Raw genomic sequence first — 24,685 nt, 5'->3', positions numbered from 1 at the left:
GTCCGCAGAAAATCCTTTTAACAGCATGTAGATGCAGTAAAATTGTTCGGTGCTGAAGTGGTAGAACATGGGCTAGCCATGTTTTACATCAGGATTACGTCCAACACTGAAAGATACGACTATAGTTGGACTGATTTGTAGCGGTTCTGTTTGTTTACCTAACTTTGCTCACAAATGTGTGAGCAAAAGTGTTTTTTGTTTAGAAATTAAACTTTTCTGCCGTTTGCTTAAAAACTTTAAGATCCGTGATCATTTTGTCTGACATCAGCGCGGCTTGGGTTCTGTGTTGTTCACCTGTGCTAAATAACACTAAGCGATCGCTGTGCTTAGTACGCATTTTACGCATCATGAATTTGAGTAAATCAGTGCGGGTGAGCTTAGTGATTTCGTCTACGACGAGTTCTCTTTGGTTAAATTGATAATCTCTATTGCCGACACTGACCCAATAACGTTGACTGCGAGTTTTGAGGTTCGCGTCGTGCTCCATGATTTGATTAATCAGACCTACCTTTGTGCTTTCCCATTCTTCGTTGGTGATTTGCATCACTGCATAATTAAAGTCGGCAATAAACTCATCGATGGCCTCTAATAAATGCAGTGGTCCAGTTGTGGGTGACTGAATATAGAAAATAAGTCCAGGATGACGATTGAGCGGCAGGTAACCTGTGCCTACCATATAGCCCAACTGTTTTTCAGTACGCAGCTCATGGAAAAAGGTGGACGACATAGTGTGATTCAGTAAGCTAAATAGCGCCATTTTTTCGGGTGTTGCCACGGCAGATTGGTAATACACAATAATTGCGCTATCTTGATGATCTATCGCGAGTTCTCTCAGTAACGTGCCTTGGCCTGTTAAATTCACTAATTCTCTGGTGGACTCGGCGCTCGGCGTCGAAACTAAGGATAAAATGTGCTCTAAACGTTTGCCGAGAGCTTGTGCTTCAGAGACTAGCCAATCCCCGTAGACTAACCCTTCAAGATAGATCTTTTCGTAGAAGGCGCGTACATGGTTATGTAAATCTTCTAGGCTAATATCTTCCAACATTTGAGCCATGCGTGCTGGTTCATAACTGCTTTTTTGCAGCGTAACAGTCAGGCTAGTAAATAATTGTGAAATCGGTTTAGCCTGTGTTTGATTCTGCCAACTGCGCAGTAGCTGAGATTTTATGAGGGCAAAGCGCTCTTCGGTAAAATTGCGCTCTCTGGCTTTATGGATTAATAGCGCTAATAACGTTTCTTGATTGCCGGTAAAGCCCGATAAATGCAGTGTAATTCCGCCTTGATGCGGATAAATGTTATAGCTTAAGCCTGCAACTTCAGCCTGATAGGTTGGCTCGGTGAGATAATCGAGTAGCATTTCAACATATAAGCGGGTGAGGGCGGCATGCCTTGGTGTTTTACTTGCCTGCTCTGAATCCAGCGATAAATACATGTGACCCTTTGGCACATTAAACTCATCATCTTTCTTATGCCAAATGCGGTATCCAGTTGATTCTGCAACTATCACTGGCACGTCAACATCGCTCTTATCCGGACGGGCAATCGAGTCGGCGACAATAAAAGGATTTGCAGCCGGTAGCTGTAATTCAGGGCGAATATTGTTCACTTGCCAACGAGCGAGGGACTGTGGCGCAATTGGGCGGACTTTGTACGGTGTGTGATACCAGTTAGCTTTACGATCCGTTTTAACCGATTGGGCGATAAGCTGCAGACGCATATTCTGTGGCACCATGAGCTCAAGTAGCTCAATGGTTTCAGGGATATCTAGCCCATCCATCCGATAATCGCCAAAGACCAAGTCTTCGACCTCATAGTGATGCATATTAATGCTGAGATGGCTGGCTAAATCGAGTGATTTAACTTGTTCTTGATAACGAAACGCCATTTTGAGCAGGTTTGCACGCTCCAAATAACGCCATTCATCTAAGCCTTGGGTTTTGATAAGTTCAATATACTCAAAACAGCAGCTGATAATTTCATCGAGATTGCCTAGCCCTTTATCGGTTAACTGTAAACCGATACTGTAATCCTTGAAGTTATAGCCATTTACACCGCCGCCCGCAGACAAGTTGTTCACTAATCCTTGTTCTTTTAGATACGACAACAGACTGCCATGACTCTCATTGCCTAAAATATGGCTGATATAAGTCAAAGGCTTACGTTTGTAGTAGTGATCAATTCCTGGGAAATTAAAACTGATGCTTAAGCGTTTTTGCTCCTTAAGCGGCACAATATCGATTTGCCTCAACAGTTCTTTTTCTGAAAATAGTGGTACTTGAGGATAGTTTTTCACTAAGTTCAAGTTTCGGATCCCACTAAAATAGTGGCAGGCTAAATCTTGTAATTCATCAAGGGAAAGCGGAGCGACTAAGCACAAGGTCATTAAATTGGCGCTGTAATGGCTTTGATAGAAATCGAGTAATTCACTACGTACTTGTGCCTGTTCTCCGCCTAAGGTGACTAAGTTACCTACGGAAAATTTCGAAAATGGATGCAGTGGGTTGACTGTCTCTTTGAGTACTTGATAGGTTCGACGGATATCATCTTTCAGTTTTAAACTAAATTCAGATTCAATAGCTTGGCGTTCTCTATCGACTAAATCTAAATCAAATTTGGGGGCGATAAAAAATTGGCTGAATCTGTCTAAGGAGTCGGCAAACACTTCTTCATTGATGGTGAAAAAGAAGTTAGTGTGCTCTGTGCCCGTCCAAGCGTTATTGCTGCCGCCATGTTGGTTGATAAAGGCGTGATACTCGCCTGAGTCTGGGAATTTCTCAGTACCTAGAAAGAGCATATGCTCTAAAAAGTGCGCCATGCCGGGTCTATCTGCGGGATCATCAAAATGACCCACGCCAACAGCCATAGATGCGGCAGCTTGGCTAGCATCTTGATCTTCAACCAATAACACCCTGAGCGCATTATCTAATACAAGATAACGATACTGGCGGTGATCATTTGGACTTTTATATATGGACTGAGAGGCTTGCAAAGAGACACTCCGGTAACGATAGCTTGTTATATATTGATAGTCTTAATGGTTTTTAGCAAATATCTCTTGTGTTTATCGACTAAAGATTAAGTCTTGTGAGGTTTGTTGAAACGGATTTTAGGGCTACAATTGGGATAAAACAAAAACAAGTTTGAGTCGCGAGAGAATATGCAGCTATTTTTGATGAGACATGGTGACGCCGGATTTAATGCTCAGTCTGATAGAGACAGAACACTGACCGATGTTGGAAGGCACCATACTGTGTTGATGAGCAACTGGCTAGCTCGCAGTGTGGCTGATTTCGATCTTGTTTTAGTTAGTCCTTACTTACGAGCACAGCAAACGTGGCAGGAACTGAGTCAGCATTTTCCTGAGCCGCGTAAGTGGCTAGTCGCCGATGATCTTGTGCCTTCTGGCGATCCCGCCAATGTAGCCGCCTTGGTTGTTGCTTATGCTGAGTTATACAAAGCGGATAAAGTACTCGTGATTGCTCACATGCCGTTACTGGGCTACTTAGTCAGTGAGTTAGTGGCTGGCGTTGAGCCGCCATTATTCGCGACGTCAGGCATTACGCTCATTGATAAACATGCCGAGCAAGCGTCGATTGTATGGCAGCACGCCCCCCATAGTATTAGCTAATCTAGGTTAATATCTCTATTTACAAAACAAACGGCCCACATTAAATGGGCCGTTTTTTTTCAGCTAAATAGTAAATGTTAAAGCCTAAGCCGATAGCGAGCTAACGTCTATGCGGTTGCTCACCAATATCAATCAGCACTAATAACGCCGCATCGCCGCCCCATTCTTTAGGGGCCTGATGGAAAGCCTTCACCATAGGATGCTGCACTAACCACATGGGAACTTGTTGTTTCAATATGCCACTGCCGTAACCATGCATAATGCAGCAGCACAGGCTTTGCTGTTTAACGCAGGCTTGGATCAGTGCCGCTAACTCAAGTTTGGCTTCCGATTGGCGATAGCCGTGCAAATCCAGCAGCAAATCTGGCTGGTAATCCCCACGTCTGAGGCGCTTGAGCTCTAAACTGTCAACACCTTCTTCTAACCAACGCATCGGCCCTTGTACAGGCAGTAGTGGCTGATAAGTATCTGAGAAATAACTGTTAGCATGCAGTTGCTGCTCTTTCAGTTCTATTTCCTGTTTGGTTTTTAAGGGCATGCGAAAGTGTCGCTTATTTTGCGTGATGGGTTTAATTCCATCAATAAGCGCTGAGAACATCGCCAAGCCTTCTTTGTCGTCGTCTTTATTCATGGCGGGTATTCTATTGAATCCTATGGTTTCTGAATAGAGTTCAGTTACAATGTTTGCGAACAAACTAGCGGGAGCACGTTTTGGATAAGATCTTTGTAGATGAAGCTGTGACAGAATTACGTACTATTGGCGATATGTTACGTTGGGCCGTGAGCCGTTTTAACGATGCCAATGTGTATTATGGTCATGGTACTGATAATGCGTGGGATGAAGCCATCGCCTTAGTTTTCCATGCCTTACACTTACCCGAAGAAATCGGTCAGCAAGTGATTTTAAGTAACTTGACCAGCAGTGAAAAGCATAAAATTGTCGAGTTGATCATTCGTCGGGTGAGAGAACGCTTACCTGTGCCTTACTTGACCAACAAAGCGCGTTTTGCTGGGCTTGAATTTTACGTCGATGAGCGCGTGTTAGTGCCACGTTCACCGATTGCCGAAATGATCGCTAATCGTTTTAGCCCTTGGTTATATAACAAGCCAGTTACACGTATTTTAGATTTATGTACTGGCAGCGCTTGTATCGCGATTGCCTGTGCCTATGAATTTGAAGACGCCGAAGTCGATGCGCTGGATATCAGCGAAGATGCCTTAGATGTGGCGCAAATCAATATCGAAACCTTAGGTGTGATGGACAGAGTATTCCCGATGCAATCGGATCTGTTTTCGGCCATTCCAGAAGGGCCTCAGTATGATTTGATTGTTTCAAACCCACCTTATGTGGATGCTGAAGACATTGGCGACATGCCTGATGAATATCATCATGAGCCTGCCATTGGTTTAGCCTCAGGTCGCGACGGGTTAGATTTAACCAAACGTATACTGGCCAATGCCGCGCAATACCTAACACCAACGGGTTTACTCGTTGTCGAAGTCGGTAATTCTATGGTGCATTTGATTGAGCAGTTTCCAGAAGTGCCATTCACTTGGATTAACTTTGAAAATGGTGGCGATGGCGTATTCGTATTGACCCGCGATCAACTGGTTGAAAATCAGTCGGTATTTGGTATTTATCGCGACGCACAATAGCCTAAGATAGCAAATTAGGTTGAGACTTTTCCCGCTGCCAGTTAGGCTTGCAGCGGGAAAATAAATTGTCCAGTGGTCGCTGGACACGGAGCGATGAACAAATAACCTAAGGTGTACAAAGCGGATGTCTGGAAACAGTATTGGTCAAAATTTTGTAGTGACGACGTTTGGTGAGAGTCACGGTGTTGCACTGGGTTGCATTATTGATGGTTGCCCTCCTGGGCTTGAATTAACCGAAGCCGATATGCAGCATGATCTTGACCGCCGTCGCCCAGGGACATCCCGATATACCACGGCCCGTCGTGAGCCCGATGAAGTGCGGATTTTATCCGGCGTTTTCGAAGGTAAAACCACGGGTACCTCGATTGGACTCTTGATTGAAAATACCGATCAACGCAGTCAAGATTACTCTAATATCAAAGATTTATTCCGTCCAGGACATGCCGATTATACCTACCAGCAAAAGTACGGTATGCGTGACTACCGTGGTGGTGGCCGCTCATCAGCCCGTGAAACCGCGATGCGGGTTGCGGCGGGTGCTGTGGCGAAAAAGTATTTAAAGCAAGTTCACGGTATCGAGATCTACGGTTATATGTCGCAGTTGGGACCTATTTGTGCGCAGACCATTGATTTTGACCAAATTGAGCAAAATGCCTTTTTCTTCCCCGATGCAAGCAAGCTTGAAGCGCTCGATGAATACATGCGTGAGCTGAAAAAATCCGGTGACTCGATTGGCGCGAAAATCTCCGTTATCGCGACAGGTGTGCCAGTGGGTTTAGGTGAGCCAGTATTTGATAGACTCGATGCCGATATCGCCCACGCGCTGATGGGTATTAATGCCGTCAAAGGTGTTGAGATTGGTGATGGTTTTGGTGTCGTGACGCAAAAGGGCTCCGAAGGGCGTGACTTAATGTCGCCGCAAGGCTTTGAATCTAACCATGCGGGCGGTGTGCTCGGTGGGATTTCGTCGGGTCAGCCGATTATTGCCCATATTGCGTTAAAACCCACCTCCAGCATCAGCGTGCCAGGTCAAAGTATGACGGCACAAGGTGAAATGGCTGAAGTGGTCACTAAAGGTCGTCACGATCCTTGTGTTGGGATCCGCGCGGTACCGATTGCCGAAGCTATGCTTGCCATTGTGTTGATGGATCACTTGCTAAGACACAGAGCGCAAAATCAGGATGTGCGTAGTCATACGCCAGTGCTTGGTATGCGATAAGTCGCATGAAATAGCTGGTATGCGATAACGATACAATGAGTAGCATGAGATAAATGGAATGCGTTAATGTCAACTTCTTCTAGCACAAGCCGGCAATTGCGCTGGCTTTGTGCCTGCTATTTTTTCTTCTTTTCTATTCTCGGCACTATGGTCCCTTATCTTGGGGTCTTCTTCGAAAATCGCGGTTTTAATCCTCAAGAAATTGGCTTTTTACTCGCCATCCTGATGGCGACGCGCATCGTTGCGCCGAATGTGTGGGCTAAAGTGGCTGACCGTACTGGGATGCGCGCCGAGCTGATCAAAATGGGCGCGGGAGCCGCCGCGCTGGCGTATTTGAGTTTCTTCTACCATGGTGGTTTTGTGTATATGGCGCTGAGTTTGGCCTTATATACCTTCTTTTGGAATGCAATCCTCGCCCAGCTTGAAGTGATCACCTTAGAAACCTTAGGCGAGAATGCCAGCCGCTACGGTCAAATTCGCAGTTGGGGTAGTGTCGGTTATATTTGTCTTGTTGTCGGTGCGGGCTTTGCCATTGGTCAGTGGGGCACTGAGGTGTTGCCTTATATTGGTTTGTCATTATTTATTGGCATGTTAGCCAGTGCGTTGCCATTACCAGCAAATCGTTTAGTGCGCGACACCAGCCAAGTGCGGCCGCCATTGCAATGGAATCGGGCGATTATTTGGTTCTTAGTCTCGGCGATGTTGCTGCAAATGAGCGCGGGACCTTTCTACGGCTTCTTCGTTTTATATTTAAAGCAAGCGGGTTACTCCGAATCCTCGGCGGGCATATTTGTCGCCCTTGGCGCAATGGCCGAGATCGTGATGTTTATGTTCGCGCCGCGTTTACTCGGCCGCTATGGCGTGAATACCTTATTGATTGTCAGCATCGGCATGACTTGTCTACGTTGGTTATTGGTTGCTTTTGGGGTAGATAGCGTGTTGTGGCTTGGTTTTAGCCAATTATTACATGCCTTTACCTTTGGTTTAACCCACGCCGCATCGATTCAATTTGTGCATAAACATTTCGATGCGAGTCACAGAAGCCAAGGTCAAGCCCTGTATGCCAGCTTAAGTTTTGGGGTTGGCGGCGCGCTCGGTACTTGGATTTGTGGCTTTATTTGGGGCGATGGTAGCGGGGCGGTTTGGTCTTGGGTATTTGCCGCAGTATGCGCCTTTGCCGCTATGCTGGCGGTATTCTTTATCCCTAAGGATAAACCGAGTGTTGTAGCCCATACGGCCTAGTCATATCCATTAAGATAAAAAATATAAAAATCAAAAGATTGTGTTAAGTGAGGTAAAGGTGATTCGGTTTCGTTTAGGGTTAGTTGTCAATCCGTTGGCTGGCTTAGGTGGCAGTGTTGGTCTTAAGGGCAGCGATGGCGTTGCCGAAGAAGCGCTCGCCTTAGGCGCTGAACCCAAAGCCGCCTTGCGTATGATGCAGGCCCTCGAGGTTATCCGTGATTATAGTGATGACATTGAAGTCATTACTGCTTCAGGCATCATGGGTGAAGACGCCGCTAAAACACTCGGTTTTACCACGCGAGTGGTGTATCAAACTCCGGATAAAACTCAGGCACTGGATACGCAGGCCGTTGTGCGTGCGCTGCTGGATGAACCGCTGGATTTACTCCTTTTTGCCGGTGGCGATGGCACGGCCCGCGATGTTTACTCCGTATTTGAACAAGCCACTATCGACGACAAACTCCCTGTGCTCGGTGTGCCTGCTGGGGTGAAAATTCATTCCGGCGTTTACGGCATTACGCCCCATGCGTCTGGCATGGTGGTCAAGATGTTACTCGATGGCGAACTTGTCAGTTTGATGTCCGCCGATGTAATGGATATTGATGAAGTGGCTTTTCGCCAAGGCACAGTGCGCGCTAAACGCTTTGGTGAGCTCTTAGTGCCCGCCGAGCCGCGTTATGTGCAAGCGGTGAAGATGGGCGGTAAGGAAGTCGATGAACTCGTGCTGGCCGATATCGCCGCCGATGTGATCAATCAAATGGAAGATGAACTGTACATCATGGGCTCTGGCAGTACGGTTGCCTTTGTGATGGAAGAGTTAGGCCTCGATAATACCCTGCTCGGTGTTGATCTTATTCAAAATAAAAGTTTAGTCGGCAGTGACTTAACCGCGAACAAATTACTCGAACTGACCCAAGATAAGCCGACTAGGTTGGTGATCACTCTGATTGGCGGTCAAGGCCATATCTTAGGGCGCGGTAATCAACAATTGTCGCCCGAGCTCATTCGGCGCATCGGAAAAGACAATATTATTATCCTTGCCACAAAAACTAAGCTAAAAGCACTTGATGGACGACCACTAATTGTGGATAGTGGCGACCCTAAATTAGATAGCGAGCTTGGCGGCTATTATAAAGTGACGACGGGCTACCATGATTACGTCATGTATCAGGTGGCCAATCCAGATTTATTGGTCGCAGCAGATGTGTCGGCCAATCTAGTATTAATGGAGAGTTAGACCCATGTTAGAGCATTACGAAGACGCATTAGAACAGTGGATCGCCAGCGTTGTTAGCCATGGTGATGACGATGCTTTGTTTGCCTGTGGCTATTTACAGGGCCATGTGGCCGTAGTGTTGTCCCAATTGGAAGCGCAGGGTGAAACGGATCTTGATGCGTTAATGCTAAAAATGACCGACTGTCTAGTACTCGCGCGCCAAGAATTAAATGATGCCGATTATGCCTTGGTTGAACAAGCATGGACACAGCTGCAGGCAAAGATTATAGGCGAATTGGATGTTGCCTAGCGTTATGCCTATGACTGACAACGAGCAAGTGACTAATACCGAAGTAACGAGTGTAGAAATGCCGAGTGCTGAATTAGCCTGTGAGCAAACGCTCGATGCTAGCGCGGTATTTATCGGTTTAGTGAATCCTAAAACGCCCGTTAACGTCGGTGGCATTATGCGCGCATCGGGTTGTTATGGCGTCGATGGCGTATTTTACACTGGCAGGCGCTACGAGTTAGCCGCGCGTTCAGGCGCAGTGCAATACCATGTTGATACTAAAGATGCTGGCGAGCGCATTCCGCTCACGGGCGTCACTTCATTGTTAGCCGCGATTCCGGCGGACACTCAGCTTATCTGTGTCGATTTGGTGGTGGGCGCAACGCCACTGCCGGATTTTGTTCATCCCGCGAAAGCCTTTTATGTGTTTGGTCCTGAAGATGGCACCATTGGCCAAGAGATTATCGATAAAGCCGATGCCGTAGTGTATGTGCCTACGGTCGGGTGTATGAATCTTGCGGCTTCGGTCAATGTGTTGCTATACGACAGATTGGCTAAATCCCACCGTGAGGCTGCAAGCCTGACATCGAGCCTAGCATCTGGTCTACCTTCGAACTTAAGCGGCGATGCGCTCATCCGTCAGAGTCGTGATAACAACAATCGTACTCGGGTGAAAGGGCCCAGAGCGCCGCGAAAACCTCGACATGTTGAATCCAGTAGTGTCGGGTCTAGCAGCCTTGAACCTAGCAGCAGTGATAACACTATTGTTGTTACTGCAGCTTAAGTGGTTTACAAAAAACATTTAAAAAAGGGATTAAGTCATGGCTTAATCCCTTTTTTATAGCGCTCAAAAACGTTATTTTTCTAGCGATTGATTGCCTAGAGCGCTTTGCCCTTGAGTAACTTTCGCAGCCACATACGATTGGGGTTGAGTTTACACAGGGTTGCTTTATCGAGCGGTATTGGTTCGCCGCAAAGCTGCGCCGCGAGACATTCGGCGGCTAGTGGCCCAGAACTTAACCCCCGTGAGCCTAACCCGCCAAGAATATACAGCCCTTGATGCACGGGTGCTGGCGTGGTTTGCCAGTAGCGGCGACTTTCTTTCGTGAGCTGATGCTCTGCATAATCCTTAATAATTTTTGGCACATCGGGCGCGCAGCCCATCATAGGGAAATGATCCCGCGTGACCATACGCACGCCAACACGGGCATTGTTGCCACTCATGTCGATATCTTCAAGCCAAGACTGATTAGGATAACTCTCGTGCATTTTGGCGAGGTTTTCTTGCTGCTCCAGCGGGCAAAAATCTAAATGCTTAGGTTCTTTAACGTAACTCGCGCCAAGGCAGTGGAGTCCTTCGTGACTCGGGGTCAAATAACCGTTTGCGCACAGCACTGTCGCGAGTTGACTCAATTGAAATTGAGCGGGTACATGGCTGACTTGGCCGCGAAAAGGGCTAATTTGTAATTTGTTGCTGGCATCAAATTGCGTGAGCGCTGCGCCATTGGCGAGCACAAGTTGTGCAAAGGGGCCAAAGCGATGCTTCGCGGTGATTAAATACCAACCTTCACTTTGATACTCAATTTCAAGGATCTCAGTCTCCAAATGGAGTTTGACCTCAGAAAGCTGCTGCGCTTTTTGTAGTGCGGCTTCGGCATATTCGTAGGGACAAACCCAGCCAGCCAGCGGATAGAAAAAGCCTGATTTGTCGATATTAATGTTCGCAAGAGAATTGGCCAGTTTCGCATCGACTCGATAGGCAATTTCACTTGGCCAGTTCTGGCTTTGAATAATTTTATCGAGTCGTAATTGGCTGCGTTCATCGTGGGCAGTTTGCAATACCCCGCAAAAATCATGGGAAATCGGCGTTTGATTTGGGGCGGGGACAGATGTCAGCGCCTGTACTCGACGGCGGCTAAATAAAAATGCCTGCTGGAAGAAGCGGCTTAATTCATCATTTTCCGGTGTCAGCAGCGGATAAATCGCTCCTTGGCGGTTGCCCGAAGCGCCTTGGCCAAGCTTGGCATCTTTACAAAAGAGCTGCGTACTTTGGCCGCGTTCCGCCAAAGACAGTGCCAAATGCGCCGAGGCTAACCCGCCGCCTATGATGGCAATCGAGCTGGGCGCGTCCGAGGGTAAGATTGCAGCCATAGGATTAAAGGCATAGGCTTTAGCATCTTGCTGGCGTAAGACGTGGCGCTCGTGTAACCAAATGGCATCAGGCTGATGGTTTGTCTGTATTTCAGCGCAGGTAAAATCCCTCTCCTCAAAGCCGCAGGCTTGGAAACGGCTCACAGGTGTTTCGCTTAGTCCGCTTGATTCGTTTAATCCAATAGTTGCAACAGTGGCGCCATCGTCACTGAGTTTTGCCATCTGCCAATGGATCTGCTGATTTAACCCATTTTGTAGATGGGGCAATACCAGCCAGTGCTGAACGGGGTGACGCGGAGAATGGATGAGTGAACTGAGCTGGGATTGAATATCACCAAAGTGCAGGTCGATTGTGGTACGACCGTCATCAAAAATTAATCTCTGGCAACCTATAATAGCCGTAGGCTCTGTATGAAGTAAGCGTTGGGCAAGTGGCTCAAGTTCAGGCACTTTGGTTAAACTGGCGGATTGATCCCAAAGTAATTTAAGTTCGTACGCATTAATCGGATTGGGTTCGAATACGTTAAGGAGTAATCGTTGGTTAGGGTTCGTCTGAATGCGCCACCAAGATAAGAGTTCAAGCCCGTTGCCTAAACCCATTTGCCCTAATACTAAGAGTTTTTGCTGTGAATGAGCCTCAAATACCCGCTGCTGATAAATGCTCAATTTGCTGAGATAGTGTGCATCAGTGTGAGCTGTTGCGGGATAAAGGTTGATTAATTGCGGGTAATCGCGCTTAATTTGGCAAGGTTTATTGGGCTCTGCAGTCAAAGAAATTTACTCTCGGTCTCATAATTGGCATTATTTTACTCGCCTTTATGGAAAGCTGACCACTTAATTGAGTCAAAACAGATACTATTGGCTCAGCGAAAAGTAGGTACTGACATGTACACAATGGATAGCAATAAAATGAAAAGAGTCGTGATCACCGGAATGGGTGTTGTTTCAAGTATCGGTAATAACAAGCAAGAAGTGACCGAGTCACTGAAAGCGGGCCGCAGTGGTATTACGCATTCAGCTCAGTTTGAAGAGATGCAATTACGTAGCCATGTATGGGGTGACATCAAGTTAAACCCTGCTGAGCATATCGATCGTAAGGCATTGCGTTTTATGGGTGATGCGGCAGCTTATGCCTACATTGCTATGCAAGAAGCGGTTGCCGATGCCAATTTAACTGAAGAACAGTATTCAGATCCGCGCGTAGGTTTGATTGTGGGTACAGGCGGCGCATCATCGTCTAACCAAGTACAATCTGCCGATACATTGCGTGAAAAAGGCGTTAAACGCGTAGGTCCGTATATTGTGCCTCGCATCATGTCGAGCACGGCCAGCGCTTGTTTAGCAACGCCATTTAAAATTAAAGGCATGAATTATTCTATCAGTTCAGCCTGTGCAACTAGCGCCCACTGTATTGGTCACGCCGTTGAACTTATCCAAATGGGTAAGCAAGACATGGTGTTTGCCGGTGGTGCTGAAGAAGTGGATTGGACACTGACCATGGGCTTCGACGCTATGGGTGCACTGTCAACTAAGTACAATGCCACACCCGAAAAAGCCTCTCGTACCTATGATGCAGACCGTGATGGTTTTGTGATTTCTGGCGGCGGCGGTATTTTAGTGGTTGAAGAGTTAGAGCATGCTCTGGCTCGCGGCGCAAAAATTTACGCTGAAGTGATTGGTTATGGCGCGTCTTCAGACGGTTATGACATGGTGGCGCCATCGGGTGAAGGCGCTGTGCGTTGTATGCAAATGGCGATGATGGATGTCGATACCCCAATCGATTACATCAATACTCACGGCACTTCAACGCCAGTGGGCGACGTGCGTGAATTAGAAGCGCTACGTGAAGTTTTCAAAGACAAGTGCCCACCGATTGCATCGACTAAGTCTATGACAGGTCATGCATTAGGCGCCGCAGGCGTACATGAAGCGATTTACAGCTTAATCATGATGGAAAACAGCTTTATTGCCCCAAGCATCAATATCGAAAATCTGGACGAAGCGGCGAAAGATATGCCTATCGTGCGTGAATATCGCGATGCTGAGCTGACTACTGTCATGAGTAACAGCTTTGGTTTTGGCGGTACAAACGCCACGCTAGTGATGCGTAAATTCAAATAAATTTGTTTATCAAACGCGATAGAAGGGAAGCTTAGGCTTCCCTTTTTTATGGGCGTTTTTTGTAAACCTGTTGCATCGACAAGGATTTATCCCATTAGTCTTGTTAGAATACCGAGCATCTTGATGCCTTCCATTCCCACTTTTTTAGATCAGGTGCCCATGAAGATTTTAGTCGATGAAAATATGCCCTATGTTGAACCGCTATTTGGCGATCTCGGGGAAATTATTCCTGTTAATGGCCGCACGTTAACCGCAGCGCAAGTGCGCGATGCCGATGTGTTATTAGTGCGCTCAGTCACCAAAGTGAATGCCGAGTTGCTCTCGGACAATCATCAACTGAAGTTTGTCGGCAGTGCCACTATAGGCACAGATCATGTGGATTTAGCCTACCTTGCCGAGCGTAATATCCCCTTCTCTAATGCGCCAGGTTGCAATGCGACTGCGGTTGGGGAATTTGCTTTTATCGCTATGCTGGAGCTAGCACAGCGGTTTGATTCGCCGCTTAAGGGCAAGGTCGTCGGCATAGTGGGCGCGGGTAATACCGGTACTGCAACAGCAAAATGTTTGCAAGCCTACGGTATTAGCGTGTTGCTTAATGATCCCATCAAAGAGAAACAGGGCGATCCGCGCAGTTTTGTGAGCTTAGAAACTATCATGGCGCAGGCCGATATCATCAGTTTGCATGTGCCCATCACGCGCACGGGCGAGCATAAAACCAAACATTTGTTCGATGAGGTGCGCTTAAAGGCGCTTAAACCCAATACATGGTTAGTGAATTGCTGCCGCGGTGATGTGATAGATAACAAAGCACTTGTCAGAGTTAAACGCCAGCGTGATGATCTCAAACTTGTACTCGATGTGTGGGAAGGCGAGCCAACACCGATGCCTGAACTCGTACCACTGGCTGAATTTGCCACGCCGCATATTGCAGGTTACAGCTTAGAAGGTAAGGCGCGTGGCACTTTTATGCTCTATCAAAAGCTGTGTCAGTTACTTAATATTACTGCCGATAAAAGTCTGCTGGATCTCTTGCCAAGCTTTAACATTAAGGCGGTCGAACTTGCGACCGCGCCGAATGAAAAAGCGTTATTACAGCTCGCGCGTTTTGTCTATGATTTGCGCGATGATGACAAGATGTTCAGAAATACATTCTTAAATGAGAATGGCTTCGACACTATGAGAAAAAATCACCAACATAGACGCGAATTTAGTGCATTGGCGCTGGCTTATGACGGTCAATCTGAGGTAGATTGGTTGTCCAATTTAGGTTTTTCAGGAGTCGGTCAGTAGCTATGTCACAGGAATTTAATGTTGTCGTTTTAGGTGCATCGGGCGCAGTGGGTCAAACTATGATAGAGATCCTCGAAGAGCGTAATTTCCCGGTTGCCAATTTGTACCCTTTAGCCAGTAGCCGCAGCGCCGGTGAAACGGTCAGCTTTCATGGCAAACAAATTACCATTCTCGACGTAGAAACCTTCGATTGGACCCAAGCTCAAATTGGTTTCTTCTCTGCAGGTGGTGATGTTTCCGCCAAATGGGCACCGATTGCCGCTGAAGCAGGCTGTGTTGTGATTGATAACACCTCTCACTTTAGATACGACATCGATATTCCTTTGGTTGTACCTGAAGTGAATCCGCATGCTATCGCTGATTTCCGCAATCGCAATATCATTGCTAACCCAAATTGCTCAACCATTCAAATGCTGGTGGCACTTAAGCCTATTTATGATGCCTATGGTATCAGCCGCATTAATGTGGCAACGTACCAGTCAGTATCGGGCACAGGTAAAAAAGCCATTGAAGAATTAGCGCATCAGTGCACTAAATTATTGCAAGGTTTACCTGCTGACGCTGAAGTCTATCCAAAACAAATTGCTTTTAACGTATTGCCACAAATCGATAAATTTATGGATAACGGCTATACCAAAGAAGAAATGAAAATGGTCTGGGAAACCCAGAAGATTTTCGGTGACGATGAGATTTTAGTGAATGCGACTGCCGTACGTGTGCCTGTGTTTTATGGTCACTCGGAAGCCATTAATATCGAAACTCGTCAGCCTGTTGATGCCGAAGACGTTAAAGCTTTACTGCGTAATGCCGAAGGAGTGGTATTGTTTGAATCCGATGATGATTATCCAACAGCAGTGACAGATGCCGCAGGAACCGATCCGGTTTATGTGGGTCGCATTCGTAAGGATATTTCTCATTCTCACGGGATTAACTTGTGGGTCGTGTCAGACAATATTCGTAAAGGCGCAGCCTTGAACAGTGTGCAAATTGCCGAGATCTTAGTGAGAGATTATTACTAAGCATTAGATTGCATTTGATGCCCATTGAAAAGCCTGCTGTCAGCAGGCTTTTTTTGTTTTACAATTGTGAACAGTAGCAGGGCGGGGATTTCTGGTTTATAGTAATCTCAATAAATACAATTGCCTAAAGCCTGTTATCAGTGAGATAACTTTATAGCGCTTCAAAGGGAAGGATTGATGAAATTTCGCACTTCGTATCTTGTGGGTCTAATGGCCACTGTTTTAGCTGTTTCTTCTACCGCTTATTTTATTGATCCCGCCGTTGCTGCAGATACACCAAGATTAAAACCCTTAAAAATCATGGGGCCAGACGGACAGATCCGTCAAGTTAACCATCAATATGGTCCAACGACATCTAAAGACACTTTTTGGAGCATAGCGCAAAAAGTCCGTCCTGATGCCAGTGTTAGCGTCTATCAGGTGATGGCCGCCTTATACGATGCTAACCCTCATGCGTTTAACTCTGCCAGTTATAACAGTTTAGAACGCGGTATGATCCTGCTCATTCCGTCTAAAGAAGTCATGCTGTCGATCCCCAATCGTATGGCGATAGCCAGAGCAGAGCAAAGTGATAGACAATCTCGTGCTCCGGCGAAAGCAGCGTCTAAACCGCCAGCTAAGGTGACGACAGCTAAAGCGCCAGTCACGGCTCCTGCGGTGATTGTTGAAACGAAAGTGACACCACCTAAAGCAGTTGCTGAAACACCTGTTCCAGAAAAGCCCAAGATGCTGAGTTCAGATGTGACGGCGCGGTTAGAAGCGGCAGAAAGCAAAAATCTGTCATTAACCGATGAATTAGCCCGCACGCAAGATCAACTCTCAGTGCGCACTTCAGATGTTGAAGCGCTAAAAGTTAAAGTTGAAGAATTAAATCAACGGATTGCTGTGCTGGAAGAAACACTTCAAGCCAGCAAACTACAAAACCAAGCCTTGAAAGCCGAAGTTGAAGCTGCGCAAGTGCCAGAGACGACAGCTGTTGAAGCTGAAGTAGAGGCAGAGGCACCGATTGAGCCCGATGACTTGTGGCGCAATATCCTTAACAGTCCTGTGTTATTGATTGCCGCGGCTGTGATCCCTGCCTTGTTCTTACTGCTTGCTGTGTTCTGGTTCCTGCGCCGTAAACGCAATAAAGAACGTCGTGAAATGCAGACACAAGAAGCGGTTATGGCCGCCGGTGCCGCTGGGATTGCGGGTACCGCCATCATGGACATGGATGATGACGATTTAGACGATATGGCGGTACATTTAGATTCTGACCATGCGGACTCCATCGATAGTCTTCTTGATATGGGCAGTGTCGATTTACAACCTGAGCAAGATTTGACTGACTCCCACGATCAGATGGATATGGCTTCTGAAATGTTTGTCGATCCGGGGATCTCTGCCGAACCTGAGGTTGAAGACGAAGGGCAATCTCTTGATGATCTGTGGGCAGAAGCGATGGGCGATCAGGAGGATGATATTCCTGAAGAGAAACCTAAATCTGGCAATATTCTTGAGGAAGCCGATCTTGATGCACTATTAGCGGGCCTAGGTTCTGACGACAGCACTTCTGAAGACAGCACCGAAGCCGAAGAGGATTTAAGTGAATTAGAGCGTAACTTTGCGAGCGATTTAGCTCAAGAAGATGACAGTAATGATGTTATTTTTAAGCTGAATGATGTTGAAGTCGCAGACACTAAACCTGCCGATGAAGCCATCGCGGATGACGATGATCTTGATGCATTACTTGCCGAGTTTAGTGTTCCTGCAAAAGATACTGAGACTGCACAAGCGTCTGCACCAGACGTTGTTGCATCTGATGATGAAGATCTCAGTGCTGCCATCGCCGCAGAACTCGGTGATGATCTAGATGATGAACTTAGCGGAGAAGAGGTTGATGATATCGATGCCTTATTGGCTGATTTCGATAAACCAACGCCAGCCGCTGAACCTGAAGTCGAGCCTGATCTTGGCGCTGAAATTGCTGCTGAACTAGATGCGGAGCTTAATGAACTGGGCGTAGAAGACACCGATGACATCGATGCCCTGTTAGCTGATTTCGATAAACCAGCAGAACCTGAAGTTGAACCTGATCTCGGCGCTGAAATTGCCGCAGAGCTAGACGCTGAGCTTAATGAACTAGGTGTAGAAGATACTGACGACATTGATGCCCTGTTAGCCGATTTTGATAAACCAGTAGAACCTGAAGTTGAACCTGATCTCGGCGCTGAAATTGCCGCCGAGTTAGACACTGAGCTTAATGAACTGGGTGTAGAAGATACCGACGACATTGATGCCCTGTTAGCCGATTTCGATAAACCAGCAGAACCCGAAGTTGAACCCAACCTCGGCGCTGAAATTGCCGCTGAGTTAGACGATGAGCTTAATGAATTAGGCGTAGAAGAATCCGATGATATTGATTCACTACTGGCGAGTTTTGATGCTGAGCCTGAACTCAAAGTCGATGCAGAAGATGATGATGATATCAGTGCAGAAATCGCCGCAGAATTAGAAGCTTCATTACCGGAAGACATAAAAGGTGAAGCGTCAGGTGATGATGATTTAGATGCACTCTTAGCTGAGTTTGATGTGCCGGAGCAATTGGATGCCGATGAAGATGAATTCGACTTCGATATGGAAACGGCGCAGCTCGATTCAGAAGACAATTCAGTTGACGAAGATAATTTACTTAAAGGCATTGGTGCGGCTCACTCTATCGATGGCACCGATGATACTTTTACATTAGTCGAGGAACTGAGTGACGATAACGACGCTGATGTATTAGCGACGGCTGCAGTCACTTTGGCCGCTGCTGCAGCCGCGGCCAGTGTTAAAGAAAAAGAATCTTCTTTCTTTAATGATTTAAAAGCCAATAAGAGCAAAGATCCCCATGTGCTCGATTGGGACTCAGAGCTAGATTTTGCGCCTAAGGCTAAGCCTTTGGCAACGCAAGCAGATGTAACGGCTAATGATGTTGAGCCTAACAAAGATGCCACAGCGCTCGATTATGCTTCTCAAGAGAAGCCCATTAATGCTACGCGTAACGATATTGATTTTAGTGAAGATTTTAAACTTGATATCAAAGAAGACGCGGATGATTTGGACCTTGAGCAAGGGCTAGACTTAAGTGACGATAACGTGCTCGCCGCTTTTACAGCCAATACAGATTATGACGATGAAGATGTGTTGACGTCGGAAGACAGTTTCTCACTCGTCGATGATCATAATCTTACCGTCGATGAAGCCTTGGCTGCACTCGATGCCCAGGAGTCGCGAAAAGCGCAGAAAAAGTTTGTTCCAGACCATGATTTAACCAGTTTTCAAAATGAAAACGGTTTTATCGACATCGACAAGTTGCTGAATGATGCCGATGAAGAGGGCGCAGATACCGATTTGTATTCGGAAGTTGACGTTGAGATGAGTGATGTCGGTGCCTTAATCGGTGATGCCGCGATGATCGATGTTGATGATGAAGAAAACTCAGTCAACGCTAAGCTGGATTTAGCGCGTGCTTATATCGAAATTGACGACAGCGACAGCGCGAAAGCCCTGCTCAAAGAAGTGCAAATTGACGGTAACGAGCGCCAGCAGGATGAAGCTGGACGTTTGCTCAAAGAGATTAGTTAATCCCGGTTGAGAGTGTTTCAATCTAACGGCGCCTTCAGCGCCGTTTTTTTTATGGGCTGCTGTGATAAAATGCGCCGCTAAATCAATTGTGAGGATAAGTGGATGCGGATTGCATTAGGTATTGAATATGACGGTAATGGTTATTTTGGCTGGCAACGTCAGGCCGAAGTCGATTCAGTACAAGGGCAATTAGAACGGGCGTTATCGATAGTGGCTAATGAGCCTATCGTCGTCTTCTGCGCTGGCCGTACCGATGCGGGCGTGCATGCCACTGGCCAAGTGGTTCATTTTGAAACCAATGCCATTCGTAATGAAGGTGCATGGACCTTAGGGGTGAATGCTAATTTGCCCGACAATATTGCCGTACGTTGGGTCAAAGAAGTCGACGAGAGCTTCCATGCGCGCTTTTCGGCGACCGCCAGACGCTACCGCTATGTGATTTATAATCACACTTTTCGCCCTGGGATTTTACGCCATGGTGTAAGCCATTATCACGGCAATATCGATGCTGACAAAATGCACCAAGCGGCACAGGCACTCTTGGGTGAGCAGGATTTTACCAGCTTTCGCGCTGTCCAGTGTCAGTCGAAAACACCGTTTCGTAATGTGCATTGCGTTAATGTCACGCGCCAAGGTATGTATGTGATTGTTGATATCGCCGCGAATGCTTTCTTGCATCACATGGTGCGTAATATTGTCGGTTCATTGTTAGAAATCGGTCTAGGTAATCAGCCACTGACTTGGATGGGCGATTTGCTCGCGTTAAAAGACAGAAACCAAGCCGCAGCAACGGCTAAACCCCATGGACTCTATTTAGTTGATGTGACTTATCCAGAACAATATCAATTACCTAAGCTCGCCCTTGGGCCATTATTCATGTTGGATTGAAAAGATCTTATTTGAGAGATAATCGAATACGAGGATATACGGACATGCTTACAGTACCAGCGTCAAATGCAGGATTGGAACAGTGGTTGGATTATTTGCTATCTATACATCCAACCGAAATCGATATGGGGTTAACCCGTGTCTCTAAGGTCGCGCAAACCCTTGGTCTTTTGGATTTAGGTCCAACCAAGATAGTGACAGTGGCGGGGACGAACGGCAAAGGTACCACCTGCGCCATGCTCGAAAATATTCTGCGCTTATCGGGTTTGACGGTGGGCGTATACAGTTCGCCACACATGCTGAAGTACAACGAGCGAGTGCGTATCAATGGTAGCGATGTCAGTGATAGCGATTTTGTTACGGCATTTGAGCAAATTGAAGCCGCGCGCGGCGATATTTCTCTGACCTTTTTTGAGTACGCTACGCTTGCAGGCTTGATACTCTTTAAAGCCGCTCAGCTTGACGTGGTTATCTTAGAAGTCGGTTTAGGTGGACGGTTAGATGCTACCAATATTATCGATGCCGACATTAGCGTACTGACGTCGGTCGATTTAGACCATGAAAGTTATCTCGGTAATACCCGTGAGCTTGTGGGCCGTGAAAAGGCGGGCATTTTCCGCAGTGGTAAACCTGCCATTGTCGGTGAACCCAACTTGCCACACACTGTCAATGATGTCGCCAATGAGGTTGGCGCCATCTTGTATCGTGTCGGTAATGAATTCAGTTATCAAGCCCATGGCAATCTGTGGGATTTTCAAGGTCAAGTGCTCAAACTGCACGATTTAGCGTTACCAACTTTGCCATTACCTAATGCGGCGACTGTATTGGCAGTGATTGAACAGGGCTGGCCGGATATCACGCCTTCAATTATTGCTGAGGGTATTAGCACGGCTCGGTTAACGGGTCGATTAGAGCAGGTGAGTGAGAAGCCGTTAGTGTTACTCGATGTTGCCCATAATCCCCATGCGGCGCGTTTTTTGGTACAACAGTTAGCGCCAATCGTTGTGGGTAAGCGCGTGTTCGCCCTTTGCGGCATGTTGAAGGATAAAGATATTGCAGGTGTGTTGCCTGTGATCAATCCACTGATCGACACTTGGTATTTGGTCAGTCTGCACGGTGAGCGTGGCGCGAGTTCGGCCATGCTACGCAAAACATTAGCCACTGAGGCTGCTGCATTTGAGTTTGAGGACATATCTGAGGCTTGGTCTGCATTAAAAGCGCAAATTAACCCAGATGATGTGGTAATTGTGTTTGGCTCCTTTTACACTGTGGCAGGTTTTAAGTCTCAATTTATGCAGGAAGTCAGTTTTGTCTAGCCAGTTTCATAATCGTTTAGTCGGCACTGTAGTGCTGGTTGCGCTTGGGGTAATTTTTTTGCCGGATATTTTGGATGGCAAAAAAGATCGCCAAGAAGAGCAGTTTTCCGAAATTCCTTTGCGCCCGACCGTGATTGAGCAGCAAAAAGCCGACGATGATATGTTTGAAGTCTTGTCGGCCGAGGATGCTGCTGCGCTGAATGGGACTGAGGTCGCCTTAGCCGAAATGCCAGTTAATGCTGACAATGAAAAGTCTGCCGTTGCGCCAGTAATCGAAGTCGCAAAGCAAGATGTTAAGAAAGACGTTAAGCCTGATGTTAAAAAAGCAGAGCCTAAGCCTGAAACGAAACCTGAAGCTAAAAAAGAGCCGCCTAAAGCCACTGTAAAAACTGAGCCGGCTAAAAAAGCGGATGCTAAAGCGACTACTGTGGCTAAGGCTGAAAAGCCTAAAGCAGAAACGCCCAAAGCCAGTGCAGCCAAAGAGGATGCTGTTAAAGTGGTCAGCCGTGACAGCTTGAAAAGTGGCTTTACCTTGCAGCTTGGCAGTTTTAACAACGCAACGAATGTTAAAGCCTTGGTTGCACAGCTGCGTAAGAGTGGTTTTAAAGCGTACACTATTCCTGAAAACCCTAAAGATGGCGTATTAACCAAAGTGTTTGTCGGACCCGATGTGTCTGAGGCAAAGCTGAAGAAAGTACAAGTTGAGGTGGAAAACCTTACACGTCTCAAGGGCTGGATTGTTCCTTTTAATCCCTTAGAATCTTAATGGTGATACAACACACGAGACTGAAAATGATTTATTTACCTCACTAGGGGTGAGAATCGTTTCAGTCTCTGGTAGAATCGCGCCGTCTTAAAGCCCATGTCGGAAAGCCATCTCAATGGTTTGGATTGATTACGCTATCATATTCGTCATCGGATTATCGACTCTCATCAGTCTGATCCGTGGATTTGCCAAAGAAGCCATGTCCTTAGTGGTATGGTTTGCGGCTTTCTTTGTTGCCAGCCAATTTTACCAAGATCTTGCCGTTCACTTAACACAAATGAACGATGAGATGCTGCGTAATGGCGTTTCTATTGCCATCCTCTTTATTACCACTTTGGTACTCGGTGCCTTAGTTAACTATATTCTCGGACAACTTGTTGTCAAAACCGGATTATCTGGCACTGACAGGCTTTTGGGCTTGTGCTTCGGTGCTATTCGAGGCGCGCTTATTGTGAGCGCCTTGTTGTTTTTCATGGATGCTTTCACAGGATCTCCCAACTCCCAATGGTGGAAAGATTCTGTGCTAGTACCCGAATTTGGCGTTGTTATTCAATGGTTTTTTGACTATTTGGAAAATACCTCCAGCTTTGTACCCAAACTATAAGAAAGAAAATAAAATAATCCTAAGTGATAGAACATCTTACAATGAGGAAGCTTACCCATGTGTGGTATCGTCGGAATAGTTGGCCAATCATCGGTTAATCAGACCATTTATGATGCACTGACAGTGTTGCAGCACAGAGGTCAGGATGCGGCAGGTATTGTGACCATTGATCGTGGTGCTTTCAGACTACGTAAAGCCAATGGTTTGGTTAAAGACGTTTTTGAAGTCAAACATATGCAACGCCTACAAGGTAATGCTGGTATTGGCCATGTGCGTTATCCAACTGCGGGCAGTTCAAGCGCATCTGAAGCGCAGCCTTTCTATGTTAACTCGCCATTTGGGATCTCATTAGCCCATAACGGTAACTTAACCAACACAGTCGAATTAGCCGAAGGGCTGATCAAAAAACGTCGCCACGTGAACACCACTTCGGATTCTGAAGTCTTGTTAAACCTGTTGGCCGACGAACTGCAAAAAACCACGAGTTTGACTCTGACGTCGGAAGAAGTGTTCGATGCGGTCGCTAACGTACACCAACAAGCTCGTGGCGCTTACGCGGTTGTTGCCATGATTATTGGTCAAGGCTTAGTTGCGTTCCGTGACCCATTTGGTATTCGTCCTTTGGTATTAGGTAAGCACGAAACTGCCACTGGCACTGAATACATGGTGGCTTCTGAAAGTGTGGCACTCGATGCCGTTGGCTTTGAAGTGATGCGTGATGTGGCACCGGGTGAAGCGATTTATGTTTCAATTGACGGCCAGCTGTATACCCGTCAATGTGCAGCCGAGCCTAGCTATGCACCTTGTATCTTCGAATTTGTTTATTTTGCCCGTCCAGATTCGACGATCGACAAAGTGTCTGTATATGCAAGTCGCGTCAACATGGGCGCTAAGCTTGGCGAGAAGATTAAGAAGGAATGGTACGATCACGATATCGACGTGGTTATTCCTATTCCTGAAACCTCTTGCGATATCGCGCTGGAAATTGCCCGTTGCATGGATTTACCGTACCGCCAAGGTTTTGTGAAAAACCGTTATATTGGCCGTACCTTCATCATGCCTGGTCAACAGGAGCGTAAGAAGTCAGTGCGTCGTAAGTTGAATGCCATTAACACTGAGTTCAAAGGCAAAAATGTCCTGTTGGTGGACGACTCTATCGTTCGCGGTACGACCTCAGAGCAAATCATCGAAATGGCCCGTGAAGCAGGTGCTAAGAAAGTGTACTTTGCCTCTGCCGCACCGGAAATTCGTTTCCCGAACGTGTACGGTATTGACATGCCAACGTCGAATGAGCTTATTGCCCACGGTCGTGATGCCGATGAAATCGCCAAGTTAATTGGTGCTGATGGCATTATTTTCCAAGACTTGCCCGATTTAATTGAAGCGGTAAGAATGGAGAATCCTGCGATTAAACGTTTCGAAACGTCCGTATTTGATGGTCACTACATCACGAACGACGTTGACCAAGCGTATTTAGATCACTTGACGCAACTGCGTAATGACGATGCCAAAGCCGATCGAAATAAAGATATCGGCACTAACTTAGAGCTGCATAACGTCTGTCACCCATAAGGATTGTGGGTCATTCAGTATCGTAAAGTTTGTGTCCTTTTTGTTCTAAACGATACAAAAAGCCAGTGAGAAATCACTGGCTTTTTAATGGCTTATATT

At 46.7% G+C, this 24,685-nt stretch carries 19 protein-coding genes; 16 read left to right on the top strand and 3 right to left on the bottom strand.

What is annotated here, in order from left to right; genetic code table 11:
- Positions 1 to 199: 199 nt before the first annotated feature.
- Positions 200 to 2,989, bottom strand: a complete 2,790-nt coding sequence (locus L5M71_RS02425; RefSeq protein ID WP_263184860.1) for an insulinase family protein — start codon at positions 2,987 to 2,989, stop codon at positions 200 to 202.
- A gap of 168 nt (positions 2,990 to 3,157) precedes the next feature.
- Between L5M71_RS02425 and sixA the strand changes: the two genes are divergently transcribed.
- Positions 3,158 to 3,628 (top strand): phosphohistidine phosphatase SixA, encoded by a 471-nt coding sequence (gene sixA, locus L5M71_RS02420; protein WP_028761045.1) that lies wholly within the window; start codon positions 3,158 to 3,160, stop codon positions 3,626 to 3,628.
- Positions 3,629 to 3,728: 100 nt separating this feature from the next.
- On the opposite strand, the gene smrB is transcribed toward sixA, so the two are convergent.
- Entirely contained in the window at positions 3,729 to 4,259 is a 531-nt protein-coding gene (gene smrB, locus L5M71_RS02415) for an endonuclease SmrB (protein WP_105252090.1), read from the bottom strand.
- A gap of 80 nt (positions 4,260 to 4,339) precedes the next feature.
- Between smrB and prmB the strand changes: the two genes are divergently transcribed.
- The 6 genes from prmB (at position 4,340) to L5M71_RS02385 (ending at position 10,034) form a co-directional block, all read left to right on the top strand.
- A complete protein-coding gene (gene prmB / locus L5M71_RS02410) occupies positions 4,340 to 5,284 on the top strand; it encodes a 50S ribosomal protein L3 N(5)-glutamine methyltransferase (protein ID WP_011788895.1) in 945 nt (314 codons plus the stop codon).
- A gap of 124 nt (positions 5,285 to 5,408) precedes the next feature.
- On the top strand, positions 5,409 to 6,503 hold the full coding sequence (gene aroC, locus L5M71_RS02405) for a chorismate synthase (RefSeq protein WP_263196533.1): 1,095 nt from the start codon (positions 5,409 to 5,411) through the stop codon (positions 6,501 to 6,503).
- A gap of 66 nt (positions 6,504 to 6,569) precedes the next feature.
- Positions 6,570 to 7,745, top strand: coding sequence for an MFS transporter (locus L5M71_RS02400; RefSeq protein WP_263146205.1), 1,176 nt, complete (start codon positions 6,570 to 6,572; stop codon positions 7,743 to 7,745).
- A 58-nt stretch (positions 7,746 to 7,803) separates the two neighbouring features.
- On the top strand, positions 7,804 to 8,982 hold the full coding sequence (locus L5M71_RS02395) for an ATP-NAD kinase family protein (protein WP_263196531.1): 1,179 nt from the start codon (positions 7,804 to 7,806) through the stop codon (positions 8,980 to 8,982).
- A gap of 4 nt (positions 8,983 to 8,986) precedes the next feature.
- Positions 8,987 to 9,271 (top strand): YfcL family protein, encoded by a 285-nt coding sequence (locus L5M71_RS02390; protein ID WP_263206243.1) that lies wholly within the window; start codon positions 8,987 to 8,989, stop codon positions 9,269 to 9,271.
- Complete coding sequence (locus L5M71_RS02385) at positions 9,261 to 10,034, top strand: RNA methyltransferase (RefSeq protein WP_263196529.1); 774 nt, start codon at positions 9,261 to 9,263, stop codon at positions 10,032 to 10,034. Before L5M71_RS02390 ends, L5M71_RS02385 begins: the two co-directional genes overlap by 11 nt.
- 95 nt (positions 10,035 to 10,129) lie before the next feature.
- Here the strand turns inward: L5M71_RS02385 and mnmC are convergent, their stop codons facing one another.
- Positions 10,130 to 12,172, bottom strand: coding sequence for an FAD-dependent 5-carboxymethylaminomethyl-2-thiouridine(34) oxidoreductase MnmC (mnmC, locus tag L5M71_RS02380; RefSeq protein WP_263196527.1), 2,043 nt, complete (start codon positions 12,170 to 12,172; stop codon positions 10,130 to 10,132).
- Between the two features lie 138 nt (positions 12,173 to 12,310).
- Between mnmC and fabB the strand changes: the two genes are divergently transcribed.
- From fabB to purF, 9 genes are all read left to right on the top strand, one after another.
- Complete coding sequence (gene fabB / locus L5M71_RS02375; RefSeq protein WP_168824238.1) at positions 12,311 to 13,522, top strand: beta-ketoacyl-ACP synthase I; 1,212 nt, start codon at positions 12,311 to 12,313, stop codon at positions 13,520 to 13,522.
- A 159-nt stretch (positions 13,523 to 13,681) separates the two neighbouring features.
- Positions 13,682 to 14,812 carry a 4-phosphoerythronate dehydrogenase gene (locus L5M71_RS02370; protein WP_263196525.1) on the top strand — a complete coding sequence of 377 codons (1,131 nt, stop codon included), beginning with the start codon at positions 13,682 to 13,684 and terminating at the stop codon, positions 14,810 to 14,812.
- A 2-nt stretch (positions 14,813 to 14,814) separates the two neighbouring features.
- Entirely contained in the window at positions 14,815 to 15,831 is a 1,017-nt protein-coding gene (locus tag L5M71_RS02365) for an aspartate-semialdehyde dehydrogenase (protein WP_131523510.1), read from the top strand.
- 177 nt (positions 15,832 to 16,008) lie between these two features.
- Positions 16,009 to 19,440, top strand: coding sequence for a FimV/HubP family polar landmark protein (locus L5M71_RS02360; RefSeq protein WP_263206241.1), 3,432 nt, complete (start codon positions 16,009 to 16,011; stop codon positions 19,438 to 19,440).
- 102 nt (positions 19,441 to 19,542) lie between these two features.
- On the top strand, positions 19,543 to 20,328 hold the full coding sequence (gene truA, locus L5M71_RS02355; protein WP_263206239.1) for a tRNA pseudouridine(38-40) synthase TruA: 786 nt from the start codon (positions 19,543 to 19,545) through the stop codon (positions 20,326 to 20,328).
- A 44-nt stretch (positions 20,329 to 20,372) separates the two neighbouring features.
- Positions 20,373 to 21,644: a bifunctional tetrahydrofolate synthase/dihydrofolate synthase gene (gene folC / locus L5M71_RS02350; RefSeq protein WP_263181545.1), complete on the top strand. Its 1,272-nt coding sequence runs from the start codon at positions 20,373 to 20,375 to the stop codon at positions 21,642 to 21,644.
- Positions 21,637 to 22,410, top strand: coding sequence for an SPOR domain-containing protein (locus L5M71_RS02345; protein ID WP_028761031.1), 774 nt, complete (start codon positions 21,637 to 21,639; stop codon positions 22,408 to 22,410). Before folC ends, L5M71_RS02345 begins: the two co-directional genes overlap by 8 nt.
- A gap of 115 nt (positions 22,411 to 22,525) precedes the next feature.
- Positions 22,526 to 23,014: a CvpA family protein gene (locus L5M71_RS02340; RefSeq protein WP_028761030.1), complete on the top strand. Its 489-nt coding sequence runs from the start codon at positions 22,526 to 22,528 to the stop codon at positions 23,012 to 23,014.
- A 57-nt stretch (positions 23,015 to 23,071) separates the two neighbouring features.
- Positions 23,072 to 24,586, top strand: coding sequence for an amidophosphoribosyltransferase (gene purF / locus L5M71_RS02335; RefSeq protein ID WP_028761029.1), 1,515 nt, complete (start codon positions 23,072 to 23,074; stop codon positions 24,584 to 24,586).
- Positions 24,587 to 24,685 lie beyond the last annotated feature (99 nt).

The sequence above is a fragment of the Shewanella sp. SW1 genome (genome assembly GCF_025653545.1).
Classification (GTDB): domain Bacteria; phylum Pseudomonadota; class Gammaproteobacteria; order Enterobacterales; family Shewanellaceae; genus Shewanella; species Shewanella oncorhynchi.
This window is presented reverse-complemented; position numbering and strand designations above follow the sequence as displayed.